The sequence below is a fragment of the Blautia sp. MSK20_18 genome, from assembly GCF_020553125.1.
GTDB classification, from domain to species: domain Bacteria; phylum Bacillota; class Clostridia; order Lachnospirales; family Lachnospiraceae; genus Blautia_A; species Blautia_A fusiformis.
In genome coordinates, this window is record NZ_JAJCGR010000012.1 from 50637 (window position 1) to 65696 (window position 15060).

A 15060-nucleotide genomic window follows, 5' to 3' on the forward strand; every position below is an offset into this window, starting at 1 on the left:
GGAGGACAGGAAAATGAGCAGAAAAGCAGTATTTTTTGATGCGGACGGAACAGTCTGTGATATGAAAAAAGGAGTGCCGGACAGTGCCATAGAAGCCATCCGTGCGCTGGTAGATAACGGACATGAAGCGTGGCTCTGCACAGGAAGAAGTCGTGCGTTTGTATCCTGGTATCTGGAGCAGATCCCTTTTACGGGAATGATCAGTGCCTGCGGATCCACCATTGAGAAGGACGGGAAGAGGCTTTTTAATAAAGAGATGACGCCGGAGGTTGCAAAGCTTTCTGTGGAGGTTCTTAGAAAATACGGACTGATCCCGGTAATGGAAGGCGCGGATTTTATGTATTATGACAAAGAGGAGTATACCGATGAAGTGAACTGGTATGCCAGTCTGATCACAGAATCCCTGGGCGATAAATGGAGGCCTATCCGTGGAAATGAGGATTGTATGCGGATCAATAAGATCAGTGCAAAAATGACGGAGGGATGTGATGCGGAGGCAGCGTTATCCATTTTGTCAGAATACTATGATATCATCCGCCATGAAGGCAGCAGTTCGTTTGTGGGAAATACCATTGAACTGGTGCCAAAGGGATTTAACAAGGCTGTTGGGATCGCAACTGTGATCCGCCTGTTTGATATTTCGTGGGAGAATACCGTTGTTTTTGGAGACAGCAACAATGATCTTGCCATGTTTGAATACGCTGCAATAAAGGTTGCCATGGGAAATGCTTCTCCGAAGATCAAAGAACTGGCAGATTATGTTACGTCTGATATGTTCCACTACGGCATTCGGGATGGCTTGAAATATCTGAAGCTGATCTGAGAGAATGCTTCGTTTGTTTTGTAGGCTATGAGATTGTAAGAACAGAAACATCCACATCAGAAATGATAGCTTTATGTGAATATGCTTTTATAAAAAAATGCTGTAAGAACCAGAAATCATAGTTCTTACAGCATTTTATGTTACAGATTTTTCCGGGTAGATAATATGCAGAAGCTGCAATATCAGATCAGTCCCAGACCTTTGCAGATAAACAGCCAGAGTGTCAGGGTAAAGGCACTGAATAATGTGGTAAGAAGCACGACTCCCGAAGAAAAAGAGCCCTCATGTCCCATGTTTTTTGCCATGACAAAGCAGGTAACGGTGCTGGCAGACCCCAGCATGATAATGATGGAAACCAGCTTGTCCTTTGTAAAACCGCAACGGATGGCAAGAGGAAGAAAAAGTGCTTCATAACCGACAAGTTTCATAAATGTACAGGCAACAGATGCTTTCAGCCGGGAAAAGGCTTTTCCGAAGTGCAGAGATCCGCCCATAGCCATGAGGCCAAGAGGAGTGGCGGTTTTTGCAAGATTGCCTGCCGTAGAGTCCAGGATCTTCGGAAATGGAAGACGAAGAAGGGACCAGAGTGTACCGGCTGCAATGCCGAGAATGATGGGATTGGTGACAATTCCCTTTAAAGTGCGCTTCAGAACGGTACCATCTATTTTTCCCTGACCTGGTTTAAAGACAGAGAGAACTACAACAGCCATTACATTGTAAAGAGGGACGCTGGCAATGATCATCAGTGGTGCCATACCTGCATTTCCGTAAAGGTTCTGGATAATGGCGATACCAAGGATCGCTGCGCTGCTGCGGTAGGATGCCTGGATAAACTCGCCCCGGATATCGGAAGGGTGGAGAAAACGGGACAGGAGCACGGAGATCATAATACTGAGCGATGTGATCGCAAAACAGAAAAGAACCATCTTGGGATCCCAGGCCTCATAGATATCGATTTTAGCGATGTCCTGAAACAGAAGCACAGGCAGGGGGATGACAAACACAAATTTGTTCATACGATTGACAAATGTTTCATCAAACAGTCCGATCCTCCGGAAAAAATATCCCAGGAGCAGTGTAAGAAAGATGGGCACGGTAACATTCAGACAGAAAATAAGATTGTCCATAAAAGAAAGCCTCCCTGTGGTAAAATTTCTCTGTTTATTATATCCAAACTACGAAAATTGTCAAACGAGGTATACGGGACTTGAGATTTCTGGTATGATAAAAAGTGTTGCGAAGAAAGCAGCACAGGGGTTGAGAAGGAGAAAGGAAAGAAAATGAGATACGGAAAAATACGGATCGAAGATGGCTTTTTTGTGTTTACCAGACATATGATGCTCAACAGTCTTCCGTGTAAAGATATTCTCTGGGCGTACATGCGCCGTGAGGGAACAGATAAAACCGGTGAAAAGCAGCTGATCATTAATTATCTGGTGATCATAACCAGACGTCAGAAGCGTTATAAATTTGATATGACAGAGCAGGAGGTACAGGATTGCCTTCAGCTTCTTAAAGTACTGAATCCGGATCTTGCGGTTGGTTTTCCAAAAGGAAGCAGGCTTCCGCTTCAGAATCTTCCGAATACAAGAGATCTGGGTGCATTGATGACAGTAGACGGTTCGCATATTCTTCCCAGAAAGCTTTTGCGCAGCGGAGAAATCTATCATGCTTCTGCTGCAGACAACCGGATCCTTTCAGAAGAATATAATGTAAAAACAGTGATTGATTTCAGGTCAGCTGCAGAAGTAAAGAAAAAACCGGATGATATCATGGCAGGAGTGGAGTATTATCACATTCCAATCCGGGATGAGGACAGCAGTGGAAACAGCTTTTTTGAACATGTGATGTCCTGCTATGGTGATGTAGACCGGTATATGCAGGACTGGTACCGGAATTTCGTTACGGATGAGTATTCTCTGAAGCAGTATGCACGTTTTCTAGATGTCCTGCTTCATGTAAAGAATGGAGCTGTTGTTTTTCACAGTGCCACAGGAGAAGACCGGACAGGAGTCGGAACAGCACTTTTGCTCTTTGCTTTGGGTGTACCTAAGGAAACGATACGAAGGGATTATATGCGGTCAAATCCATGTCTGGAAGATGAACTGAAATATATGCGCAGGCTTTACCGGGCAGACCGGCCGGAAAACAGCCGGAAGCTTGCAGATCTGAAAGCCTTCTATCAGGTGAAGGAGTCCTATATCAATACAGTTTTTGATGTCATCGAAAAAGAAAACGGAGGAATTGAAAGATTCCTTCGGAAAAAACTTTATCTGACACCAAAGGCATCCGAGGAGCTTAAGAAAAAATATCTGATCTGAGGATAAAAACATTTCTTATCATCCTGAAGGAATTTTGCAGGAAATTTTGATTGACAAAATTTTCGAAGTTGTTATAATGGTAAGAAAGCAAGGGTTTATTAGATTAAAGCGTTAACTGACGAAGTCGGTTTTCTATACATAAAAGTGTTGAAAGCAGGTGTATTATGGAAAAGAGAATACTATCCATCCTTGTGGATAATACCTCCGGAGTCCTTAGCCGTGTGGCTGGTCTTTTCAGCCGCCGTGGATATAATATTGACAGCATTACCGCAGGAGTGACTGCAGATCAGAGATATTCCCGTATGACAGTTGTATGTGAGGGAGATGATCAGATGCTCCAGCAGATCACTAAGCAGCTGGCGAAGCAGGAAGATGTACGGGATGTTAAGGTCCTTGAACAGGACGACAGCGTTGCCCGTGAGCTGATGCTCGTCAAGGTTGCTGTGAAGCCGGAACAGAGACAGGGAGCTCTTTCTGTTGCAGATATCTTCCGTGCCAAGGTGGTGGATGTAAGTAAGGATTCTCTTATTATGGAGATGACCGGAAGCCAGAACAAGCTGCAGGCGTTTGTGGAGCTGATGGCTGACTATGAGATCCTTGAGCTTGCAAGAACGGGAATCACAGGTCTGTCACGAGGCAGTGACGATGTCCGTTACCTGTAAATTTTTTACATATGTTTGCTAGGAGAGCAGCTACTCTCTTAACGATAAATAATTTTTATGAAGAAGATGTTGTAAACATCAGAGGAGGAAAGTAAAATGGCAAATAAGATTTTTTACCAGGAAGACTGTAATCTTGGATTATTAGATGGTAAGACAATTGCGATTATTGGATACGGAAGCCAGGGACATGCACATGCACTGAACCTTAAAGAGTCCGGATGTAATGTAATCATCGGTCTTTACAAAGGAAGCAAATCTTGGAAAAAAGCTGAGGAGCAGGGCTTCGAGGTATATACATCTGCTGAAGCAGCTAAGAAAGCAGATATCATCATGATCCTGATCAACGATGAGAAACAGGCTGCACTTTACAAGAAGGATATCGAGCCGAACCTTGAGGAAGGCAACATGCTTATGTTCGCTCATGGCTTCAACATTCATTTCGGATGCATCAAACCACCAGCATATGTTGATGTTACAATGATCGCGCCGAAAGGACCTGGACACACAGTAAGAAGCGAGTATCAGGCTGGTAAAGGTGTTCCTTGTCTGATCGCTGTAGAGCAGGATGCTACAGGTAAAGCTCAGGATATCGCACTTGCATATGCACTTGGAATCGGCGGAGCAAGAGCTGGTGTTCTTGAGACAACATTCCGTACAGAGACAGAGACAGACCTCTTCGGTGAGCAGGCTGTACTTTGCGGTGGTGTTTGCGCACTTATGCAGGCTGGTTTCGAGACACTTGTTGAAGCTGGTTATGACCCAAGAAACGCATACTTCGAGTGTATCCATGAGATGAAACTGATCGTTGACCTGATCTATCAGTCAGGATTCGCAGGAATGAGATATTCTATCTCCAATACAGCTGAGTATGGCGATTACATCACAGGACCGAAGATCATCACAGAGGATACAAAGAAAGCAATGAAGAAAGTTCTTTCCGATATCCAGGATGGTACATTCGCAAAAGAGTTCTTACTCGACATGTCCGATGCAGGTGCACAGGTACACTTCAAGGCTATGAGAAAATTAGCTTCTGAGCATCAGTCTGAGAAAGTCGGCGAGGAGATCCGTAAACTCTACAGCTGGAACGGCGAGGATAAGCTTATTAATAACTAAGCAAAATTTATTGCAGGTGCAATAAATTTTGCTTTACTCGAACGAAGCGCAGCGAAGTTTGAGTCAAAAAAGTCACACACGTAATACAGTGGTAGGAAACTTTTTTGAAATTTAAAATTCCCATCTGGTCGCAATGATCAGATGGGAATTTTTTTTACATTCCTTTATTTATCCGGATGCTCTGTTTCATCATCAAAAAATGGCGCGATCAAAGCCGAATCAGCATCTTTCTGTCTGCATACAAACCCGATCTCACGCAGCGGAAAAGAAAATCCTACCGGTACTTCCACCAGAGTTCCTTCTTCCAGCTCTTTTTTTACAAAATCACGGATCACACATGCAATCCCAAGACCAATTTCCGCAAACTGGATCAGAAGATCCATAGTTGTTACTTCCAGAATATGACTTAATTCCACATGATGTTCTTTCAGCTGAGTGTTCACGGTCTGACGTGTAATATTGTCCTCATCCAGCATCATGAAAGTTGCTGCCTGGATCAGAGGTTCATCCGGATAGAGCTTTTTCTGATTTTCCAGATACTGCTGTGTACAGACAAAGGTATCCTGGATTTTCAAAAGAGGCTGAAAATAATATCCCCGAAGCTTCTGCGGCCGTCCGATGAGTCCCAGATCGATTTTTTCCTCATCCAGAAGCTGCAGCGTCTGATAAGTAGACTGGCAGGAAATTGTGATACGTACATGAGGAAAACGTGCAATATAGTTTTCCAGGTGGGAGAGCAGTACATATCTGGTAAGAGTAGAACTGGCGCCCAGACGCAGCTTTGGAATGTCCCGGGAACGGTTATGGCGAATGGAATTTTCTCCTTCATCCAGAAGTGAAAGAGCTTCTTTTACTTTTTCAAAAAGAAGCTCACCATCCGGGGTCAGAGTGACACCCCGGGAACTGCGTTTAAAAAGAACGGTATCCAGATTCTGCTCCAGCTTCTGGATCGCCTTGCTGATAGCAGGCTGACTGATATAAAGGTCCCGGGAACTGTGGGAGATACTGCCGGTACGTGCTACCGTATAAAAAATATGATAAAGAGACAGATTATCCTGCATGCAAAACCTTCCTTTCGAAAAATAGTAAAGTAATAAAGGTAATAAAAAAATCCGAAGTCATCAGACCTCGGAAATCCTTGAATTTGTTAGAAATATCGGGGCAACAGGATTTGAACCTGCGACCTCACGGCCCCCAGCCGTGCGCGCTACCAAGCTACGCCATACCCCGCAACGCATATAACTATAACATAAACGAATTGTAAATGCAACCATTTTTTGAGGAGAAAGATGGTTGTATGGATGATAATAAAGAGTGTGATCCCTTGATACTTTCATAGGCTTCACACTCTTTACATGATATGATCAGGCTGTCTGTATTGTGTTACCTGGGTCAGGTAAAATACCTCTTCCCTGAAGTACAACGACAAGAGTTTCTGTTGTGTCCTGTAAATTTTTGATATCTTTTCGGATATCCCGTTCTGCAAGCTTAACATCCAGTGAAAGGTCGTCCAGGCGTTTTCTGTTGGTATCACATTTCAGATCGATCATTTCAAGTCTGTTTTCTACCCGGTTGAAGCGGGCATCTATTTCATCAAAACGAACATCCATAGCATCAAGACGAGCGTCGATACCGTCAAAACGAACATCCATAGCATCGAGACGAGCGTCGATACCGTCGAGACGAGTATCCACTGCATCCAGTCTGGCGTCGATACCATCTAATCGGTTATTTATATTGCCCAGCTGGACATTGATCGGATTTATCATACCGGCTAATAATTCCAAATCTTTCTGATCTAGCATATGCGCATCCTCCTATAAAAATTGTACCGCATATTTCTCTGTGCGGATATTGTATCATGTTTCGAGTGTGAAGTCTATGAAATTATCAAAGAACAGAATGGACAGGAACAATAAGTTCTTAACTAGTATAATATATATAATAAGAAAAAACAAGACATATTTTTATATCTTTAATAATAATAGAAAATGCAGGCGAACTACCTGAAGAATAAAAAAGGAGGCCGGGAGTTGTGCTGACTCCCGGCAAAAAAGTATGAAAAAGAAAAAGATTGTTTAGCATTTGCTATCTACAGTTAATAATATAGTAAAAAAATGTGTGCATTGTGTGAAAGGAAAATGAAGAGAATGTGAAAACTGCCGCTTAATGTTAGATTAAGCGACAGTGATTTTTTCGGATTATTCTGTTGTTTGATCCAAGATTTTGAACCATATGTAATGATAACATCCGCTTTAATGCTTGTCAAGTGATCTGAAACTGCCATAGCGGTCCAATTATGTCGCTTTTTGTGCCGTTTTATGCAGCTTTTTATATATCAGAGAAAGAAAAATACATATCAATATATAAAGTGGTCATGATAAGTGGTCAGATGTATAGTCCCAGGGACCTGTATTTTGCGGGAAATATTAGGCTTCTTGTTATAAGATTCATGGTCATAAGTGGTCAGCTTTTGTGGTCAGAAAAATGGCGAATTTCCTTATATACAGGTTTTTTCAGGTCCTGTCGCTTAATCTAACATTAAGCGACAAGATAATAATATTGGATAAGTTATATAAATAAATGGAAGGAAGAGAACATGCCGTCCAATATAGGCTACAGCATAACAACCAGAAGACTCCGACTTTGCTGCGGACATCCGGAATGGCTCAGGAAAACCCAGGATTTCTATAATGAAATTGAAAGCTTTTATTATGATCTTCTGCTGGCTCATGAGGAACTGGGAGAACTGGGGAGCCAGAAAACTCTTCGGGCCCTGGAGGTTCTGACTATTATGGGAAGAGACAAGCAGGTTCCCCAGAATCCCCTTCCCTGGGAAAAAGTCCCATTGTATTTCAGGCGGGCTGCGATAAACAGTGCTATAGCCGCAGCAAAGAGTCACATATCCAGGCAAAAGTCCATTCCGGGGAGGAAAGCAGAAAAGCTTCATTCAGCAGTTACCTATTATAAAGGAATGTACAGAGATTTTTCTCATAAGGAGATTACACTGAAGGTATGGACAGGAGAACAATGGAAATGGATGAGATGCAGACTGTATGGCAGAGAATTTCCCGCAGAAGCAGAGCTGATGTCACCCTCAGTAACCTTTGAGAAGAAATATCTCATGCTGCATGTTCCCGTGAAGGAATTTACAGCAGACACTGCAACAGTAAAGCAGCGTATCCAGGAAGGACGGAAGATCTGTGCCATCCAGTTTACAAACGGAGATGTTTTTGCTGTGGGGACAGTATGTGACGGCACAGGGAAGGAAACAGATGTGAAATTCTGGGGCGGCGGAAAAGAATATACGCATCGCTGCGATCAGATCAGGAAGAAAATCGAGAAAGCCCGGAAATCTCTCGGTGGGGAAAAACAGCCCGGAGAAAACAGGAAATACTGGATGCATCTGAAGCATCTGTCGGAGCATTATGCCCATGAGATTAGTTCTCAGATCATAGGCTTCTGCCTGGAAAAGCAGGTTTCGCTGATCGTCCTTCCAAAATACAAAAAAGAATACACAGATTATGTGATGATCGGATCAGGAAACTGGAGCACTATGCATCTAAGCTCCGGAATCAGGAGCAATCTGCCTTATAAAGCATGGAAAAACGGCATTCTGGTTATTGAAACCTATGCAAAAGGGATATCCGAAACCTGCTCTGTCTGCGGTGCGCCAGTTAAGACCGTAAACCGCAAAACAGATGAATATACCTGTGAGAACGGGCACAGAGGAAGCCGAAGCCTGAACAGTGCCAGAAACCTGAGCCATAAATGTATTCTTCAGTTTGGAAAACAAGTGGTATGACCACTGTTTTATAGAGCGAGAGCACAACTCAGCTTCTGCTACAGGCAGATGCTGACAGGTTGAATACCGCCTGTCGTGTCTCCCTTATCATAAGGAAGAGTCGGCCAAGAATTTCCGCCAGAAGCTCCGGCACAGCCGAGACAGCGGATAAGAGTATTCGAAGTTATGTAAAAAAAAGAAAGTATGAGAAAGCAAAGGATAAGGATAGCAATGAACACAGAATACAGGAAACTGAAAAATCTTTTTCTGCGGCAAAGCTGCCAGGATGCATGGGAAGACTATGCACGAAGCATCCGCAAAGTAAATTTTCCCAGATGGGACTATGTGATACTGACCTCATCAAATGAAGAACAGGCCAGATCCTTCCGCAGCCAGATCGCAGACAGATTGGAACAGGGCGTATTGCCGGGATGGACAAAATATTTCGTGCTCCCGGATCCGGAAGGCAAGAGAGTAGGCTCCGGCGGAGCAACTCTGAATGTACTCCGATTTCTTTCGGAGGAAGAAGGACTCCGGGGAGATTTCCATAACAAAAGAATCCTTGTGATCCATTCCGGCGGAGACAGCAAAAGAGTCCCACAGTATTCTGTGTGCGGAAAGCTTTTTTCACCAGTACCAAGAGAACTTCCGGATGGAAGAGGCTCCACATTGTTTGATGAATTTCTCATCAGCATGGCAGGTGTTCCGGCCAGGTTCAAAGAAGGAATGCTGGTACTTTCCGGGGATGTGCTCCTCCTTTTTAATCCTTTACAGATAGATGCCCAGTTCCGCGGAGCTGCGGCGATCTCCATGAAATCTCCGGTAGAAGTGGGAGTCGATCATGGAGTGTTTTTGAATGATGGAAGCGACCATGTAAAAATGTTCCTTCACAAACAGCCGGCAGAAACACTTCGCAGGCTGGGAGCCGTGAATGGACAGGACTGCGTGGATCTTGACACAGGCGCCGTACTTTTGGACGCCGAAATATTGGAAACACTTTTTAGTCTGATCGCTGATGCATCAGGAAAAAAAGCAGATCCGGATAAATACGAAAGTTTTGTAAATGAAAAAGCAAGGGTCAGCTTTTACGGAGATTTTCTGTATCCGCTGGCGGCAGATTCCACCTTTGAACAATATCAGAAAGAAAAACCGGAAGGCGAATTCTGCACAGAGCTTTTTACCTGCAGAGAAAAAATATGGAAGGCATTAAGTCCTTTTCAGATGAAGCTGATCTGTCTTTCTCCTGCAGAATTTATCCATTTCGGAACAACGAGAGAGCTGCGTGCTCTGATGACAGAAGAAGTAACCGATTATGAGTTCCTTGACTGGAAAAAACACGTATTCACCAATGACTTGAATTGCCAGGGAGCTTTGCATACAGCACTGATCGGGCCGGAAGCAGACATCGAGGAAGGAACCTATATTGAAGACACCTGCCTTGAGGGAAGAACCCATGTCGGAAAGGGCGCTGTAGTATCCGGACTTTCCCTGAAGGATGTACATATACCGGCGAACACAGTATTTCACGGTGTGAAGCTGAAGGACGAGATCACAGAACTTTACGGCGGTCAGACAGGACGATGCGTGATCCGTACATATGGAGTCATGGATAATCCGAAGAAAACGCTGGAAGAACGAGGAAGCTTTCTGCGGGGAAACCTAGCAGATTTTCTTTCAGCCAATGGACTGAAGCCGGAAGATATCTGGACCGGCGAAACCCACGCACTCTGGAATGCAAAACTGTATCCGGTCTGCAAAACATTCCAGGAAGCAGCACAGGCAGGAAACCTTCTTGTAAAAATGAGCGAAGGACTTGCTGAACCCCGGCAGATCGAGAGCTGGAAAAAACAGCCGAGACTGAGTCTGGAAGAATCCTTCCAGTATGGAAATACAGAAAATATCCTTTCCTGGAAAAAAGATTTGGAAGCAAGGATCCTGGTGGCAGTATTTCTGGAAGAGCTGAAAAAAGGCGGACATTATATTCCTGCACTTAAGATCTTTGGTGAAAAAGAAATCCAGGAACGACATTACCATCTGCTGATGAAAGAAGCTGAAAAAGCAGATTTTTCACAGAAAATACGGATCCTGTATGCAGTATCACGCTCCATGAAATTCACTAAAAAATGCTTTGACGGAAAAACATACGATGTGCTGGAGCAGGAGTGCTTTTCTCAGATCCAGAAAGAGATCGCATCTCAGACACAGCTGACAGGAAACTGCGGCTATACGATCGCAAAAGAACAGGTAAAGGTAAATCTGCCGGTACGTGTGAACTGGGGCGGTGGCTGGTCAGACACACCGCCATACTGCAACGAACACGGAGGAACTGTTCTTAACTCAGCAATCCTGCTGAGAGGCTGTGAACCCATCGAGGTAGAGATCCGGAAGATACCGGAATTACATATTGAGCTGGCAAGCACAGACACAGGTGCTTACGGAACAGCAGAAAGTGCAGAAGAGATCCAGGATTGCCATAATCCATACGATCCTTTTGTCCTGCACAAGGCAGCCATTATCGCCTGCGGGATCCTTCCGCTGGAGGAAAAGGCCGACCTGAAAAAGGTCCTGGAAAAAATGGGCGGCGGATTTTACCTTTCCACCTGCGTCAAAGGTGTTCCCAAAGGCTCCGGCCTTGGAACAAGCAGTATCCTTGCAGGAGCCTGCGTCAAAGCTTTTGCAGAGTTTCTTGGGGAGAACTGGGATGACAGCCAGATCTATGATACAGTCCTCAACCTGGAGCAGATCATGAGCACAGGCGGCGGCTGGCAGGATCAGGTTGGTGGCCTAACACCCGGAATCAAATTTATCACATCAAGACCCGGAATCCGGCAGCAGCTGAAGGTAGAAAAGGTAGAGATCTCGGAAAAAACGAAACAGGAGCTTCAGGAACGATTTGCTCTGATCTATACAGGCCAGAGGCGCCTTGCCCGAAACCTTCTCAGAGAAGTCGTAGGAAATTACATCGGCGGCCGAAAAGAATCTCTGGAGGCGCTGGATGAGATGCAGAAAGTAGCAGCACTCATGAAATTCGCCCTGGAAAAAGAAGACATCGACGAATTCGCGAGCCTTCTCAACCAGCACTGGGAAATCTCCAAAAAGCTGGATGCCGGCTCAACCAACACCTGCATAGACCAGATCTTCAGTGTATGTGAAGACATGATCGACGGAAAATTCATCTCCGGAGCCGGAGGCGGCGGCTTCCTACAGGTAATACTGAAGAAAGGCGTCACACAGGAGATGCTGCATCAGAGGTTGAGAGAGGTGTTCCAGGATTCCGGGGTGGATGTCTGGAATGTGGAGTTTGTGTGAAGATAAGTTTTGAAAAACTTCATTTCTTAATAAGGAATGAAGTAAATTTGGAGGAATATAGCAGATGAAGAAAGAGAGCGCAGGTAAGAAAAATCTTCTGATTTATGCTCATTACTATATTCCAGATACTGCGTCAACGGGGCAGATCCTCCGTGAACTGGCGGAGAGTATGCTGGATAAATTTAACATTACAGTCATTTGTGTAGTGCCCAGTTATTTAGGGACGATTGAAGATAAATATAAAACAAAGAAATATTATGAAGAAGAAATCAACGGCGTAAAAGTGCTGCGGATCCGAGTGCCGGAATTTAGCAAGACCAATAAGAAGAGCCGCGTAAAAAACATCGTTTCTTATTTCTTTGGAGCAATGGGAGCAACCTTTAAGGTTGGAAAGATGGATTATGTGTTCTCAATTTCTCAGCCTCCTATTCTCGGCGGCCTTCTTGGCGTTTGGGGCAAATGGATGAAACACGCCAAGTACATTTATAATATTCAGGACTTCAATCCAGAGCAGGTGCTGGCCGTTGGCTATACCAAGAGCAAGTTCGTTACGGACGTTATGATGTGGTTTGACAAGTTCAGCTGCAAGAGAAGTGACTTGATCATCACAGTTGGGCGGGATCTGGTCGAGACGGTAGAAGGCAGATTCAAGGGCAAGAAAGTCCCGAAGACTGTCATGATCAATAACTGGATCGATGAAAATGAAATCTATCCGCTGGAAGCAGGCAACGAGAGAGTAGTTGCTTTTAAGAAGAAGTACGGCCTAGATAGCAAGTTTGTCATCATGTACTCCGGCAATATCGGTTTGTACTATGACCTTGAGAACCTGATCAAAGTGGTTGAGAAGTTTGGTGCTGATACCAAGACGGCAGATGGCCGAGAGGTTGTCTTTGCCTTTGTCGGTGCTGGTTCTGTGTTGAAAACACTGGAAGACTATGTGACCGAGCATCATATGGAGAATGTAGTTTTTATCCCATATCAGGACAAGGCAGACTTGATTTACAGTCTGAATGCTGGAGATGTCCACTGGTGTGTGAATGCGAAAGGCATTAAAGGCGTGAGCTGCCCGTCAAAATATTACGGGTTGGCTTCTGCTGCAAAGCCAGTAATTGGAGTGCTGGAATCTGGATCTGAGATTCGCTGCATTATTGAGGACACAAAGGGTGGCCTGTGTTGCGAGCCGGGCGAGTATGACCAGGTGGAAGAAAACATCAGCTGGTTTATTGAGAATGCTGGAAGTGAAAAGCTGAAGGCCATGGGAGCCAGAAGTCGGGAAAACCTTGAAAAAAATCTGACAAGAAACGTAAGTGTACAGAAGTATGCAGAAGAAATTCTGAAGCTGTAAAGGAGGCGAGAGGGAATGAATAGTAACTGGTTCAAGCTGGTTATGAAGATGACGAAAATTGAATATGGAAAGAACCTCTTGCTGAAAGGCGTACCAATCATCTTCAACAAAGGTGGTGCCAAGCTGAAGATCGGTGAGAACACCACGATTAAGAGCAGCTTCCTCAGTAATCTGGTTGGACTTTACAGCCGGACAATCATCGTTACCCGTGCACCTGGTGCAGAGATTGAAATTGGAGATAATGTGGGAATTTCAGGTGCTACGATTTACGCCCGCAAGAAGATCACGATTGGTGAGAATACCTGCATTGGTGGTAACTGCAAGATTCTGGATAATGACTTCCATCCTATTGAAACAGAAACCAGAAACAAACTGCTCCGGGATGAAAATGGTGGTGACAGTGATCTGGTGCCAAGCAGAGAAATCAAGATCGGTAAGAACTGTTTCATCGGGTGCAACAGTATAATCCTGAAAGGCACAGTGCTGGGGGATGGCTGCGTTGTCGGTGCCGGTGCTGTGGTATGCGGAAAATTCGAAGATAACTGTGTGATTGCTGGTAATCCGGCGAGAGTTATTAAGAGGTTGGAGGGCAATAGCTGATGAAGAAAATATGTTTTATTGCTCAGTTTCCTCCTCCAATGCATGGCTTATCCAAGGCAGTTGAGACTCTTTATAATTCAAATTTGAATTTTGAGATTGATTCGCAAGGGGAGTTTGAATTTGAAAAGGTGGATATTACCAATAACAAGAACTTTATTAAGAATCTCCTGAAGATAAGCCGTAGCAAGGCTGATTTGTTTTATTTTACAATCAGCCAAACGAAAGGCGGAAATCTTCGGGACTTGGTCATTTTTAAGCTGTTGGAATTGCAACACAAGAAATGTTTGATTCATCTCCATGGCGGATATTATCGTCAGTTAGTCGATAACGATATGGCTGGCTGGCAACGCAAAGCAAATTATAAAGCCATCAAGAAACTCTCAGGTGCAATTGTCTTGTCAAAGTCTCTGAAGAAGATTTTTGAAGGGATGATTGATGAAGATAAAATTTTTGTCGTAGAAAACTGTGTTGATGATCAGTATTTGCTCACTGATCAGGAAATAGATGAAAAGTTGAAAGCACTTGAGAACGAAAAAGTTCTTCATGTGCTATGGCTGAGTAACTTTATACGAAGCAAAGGCTATCCGGTGGTTCTTGAGATGGCAAAAGCAGAGAAAGAGCGTGTGGATGCCGGTGGGGAGAAGAGGTTTCATTTTGATTTTGCAGGCAAGTTTTTTGAAGAAAGCGAAAAGGAATACTTTGAAATCTATGTAAATGAAAACCGGCTGGAAGAGTATGTTACATATCATGGAGTTGTAGGCGGCGAAAAGAAGAGAGAACTTCTTAAGAAGTGTTACATTTTTGCATTGCCGACACGATATCCAAACGAAGGACAGCCTATTAGCATTCTTGAAGCAATGGGCAACGGAATGTTTATTATTACAACTGATCATGCCGGAATTCCAGATATCGTGGAAGATGGTGTGAATGGGATTGTGATGAAAAACGAAGGAAATGCGTATAGTAAAATGGTTGCTTTTAAAGCTAATGAATTAAAAACTGTATGTAAAAGTAATCGAAAGTGCTGTAAGAAAATATATACAGAAAAACGATACTTACATATGATGGAAACGCATTTTAGGGAAAATTGAGAGTTGAGG

The 15060-nt window shown here is 44.0% G+C and carries 12 protein-coding genes and 1 tRNA gene; 9 read left to right on the forward strand and 4 right to left on the reverse strand.

The features are described from left to right. The first annotated feature begins 13 nt into the window (after positions 1-13). Positions 14-823: a Cof-type HAD-IIB family hydrolase gene (locus LI091_RS08720; protein ID WP_022426518.1), complete on the forward strand. Its 810-nt coding sequence runs from the start codon at positions 14-16 to the stop codon at positions 821-823. 182 nt (positions 824-1005) lie between these two features. On the opposite strand, the gene LI091_RS08725 is transcribed toward LI091_RS08720, so the two are convergent. Next, on the reverse strand, positions 1006-1950 hold the full coding sequence (locus tag LI091_RS08725) for an AEC family transporter (protein WP_021652936.1): 945 nt from the start codon (positions 1948-1950) through the stop codon (positions 1006-1008). 153 nt (positions 1951-2103) lie between these two features. On the opposite strand from LI091_RS08725, the gene LI091_RS08730 reads away from it, so the two are divergent. From LI091_RS08730 to ilvC, 3 genes are all read left to right on the forward strand, one after another. Further along, entirely contained in the window at positions 2104-3144 is a 1041-nt protein-coding gene (locus LI091_RS08730) for a tyrosine-protein phosphatase (protein ID WP_021652934.1), read from the forward strand. A gap of 164 nt (positions 3145-3308) precedes the next feature. Then, positions 3309-3806, forward strand: a complete 498-nt coding sequence (gene ilvN, locus LI091_RS08735; RefSeq protein ID WP_021652933.1) for an acetolactate synthase small subunit — start codon at positions 3309-3311, stop codon at positions 3804-3806. Positions 3807-3902: 96 nt separating this feature from the next. Beyond that, entirely contained in the window at positions 3903-4922 is a 1020-nt protein-coding gene (gene ilvC, locus LI091_RS08740) for a ketol-acid reductoisomerase (RefSeq protein ID WP_059086364.1), read from the forward strand. Between the two features lie 164 nt (positions 4923-5086). On the opposite strand, the gene LI091_RS08745 is transcribed toward ilvC, so the two are convergent. From LI091_RS08745 to LI091_RS08755, 3 genes are all read right to left on the reverse strand, one after another. Continuing rightward, positions 5087-5983, reverse strand: coding sequence for a LysR family transcriptional regulator (locus tag LI091_RS08745; protein ID WP_021652931.1), 897 nt, complete (start codon positions 5981-5983; stop codon positions 5087-5089). A gap of 95 nt (positions 5984-6078) precedes the next feature. Continuing rightward, a tRNA-Pro gene (locus LI091_RS08750) sits at positions 6079-6152 on the reverse strand. Positions 6153-6286: 134 nt separating this feature from the next. Further along, positions 6287-6727, reverse strand: a complete 441-nt coding sequence (locus LI091_RS08755; RefSeq protein ID WP_021652930.1) for a hypothetical protein — start codon at positions 6725-6727, stop codon at positions 6287-6289. A 794-nt stretch (positions 6728-7521) separates the two neighbouring features. Here LI091_RS08755 and LI091_RS08760 point away from each other — a divergent pair. The 5 genes from LI091_RS08760 (at position 7522) to LI091_RS08780 (ending at position 15051) form a co-directional block, all read left to right on the forward strand. Then, positions 7522-8727 carry a transposase gene (locus tag LI091_RS08760; protein ID WP_265191057.1) on the forward strand — a complete coding sequence of 402 codons (1206 nt, stop codon included), beginning with the start codon at positions 7522-7524 and terminating at the stop codon, positions 8725-8727. Between the two features lie 210 nt (positions 8728-8937). Beyond that, a complete protein-coding gene (locus LI091_RS08765; protein WP_265191058.1) occupies positions 8938-12015 on the forward strand; it encodes a fucose pyrophosphorylase domain-containing protein in 3078 nt (1025 codons plus the stop codon). Between the two features lie 64 nt (positions 12016-12079). Continuing rightward, the gene (locus LI091_RS08770; protein ID WP_265191059.1) at positions 12080-13360 is read left to right on the forward strand and encodes a glycosyltransferase family 4 protein; all 1281 of its coding nucleotides are present in this window, start codon (positions 12080-12082) and stop codon (positions 13358-13360) included. A 15-nt stretch (positions 13361-13375) separates the two neighbouring features. Continuing rightward, complete coding sequence (locus tag LI091_RS08775) at positions 13376-13960, forward strand: acyltransferase (RefSeq protein WP_138277617.1); 585 nt, start codon at positions 13376-13378, stop codon at positions 13958-13960. Then, the gene (locus LI091_RS08780) at positions 13960-15051 is read left to right on the forward strand and encodes a glycosyltransferase family 4 protein (RefSeq protein ID WP_265191060.1); all 1092 of its coding nucleotides are present in this window, start codon (positions 13960-13962) and stop codon (positions 15049-15051) included. Before LI091_RS08775 ends, LI091_RS08780 begins: the two co-directional genes overlap by 1 nt. The last annotated feature ends 9 nt before the right edge of the window (positions 15052-15060 follow it).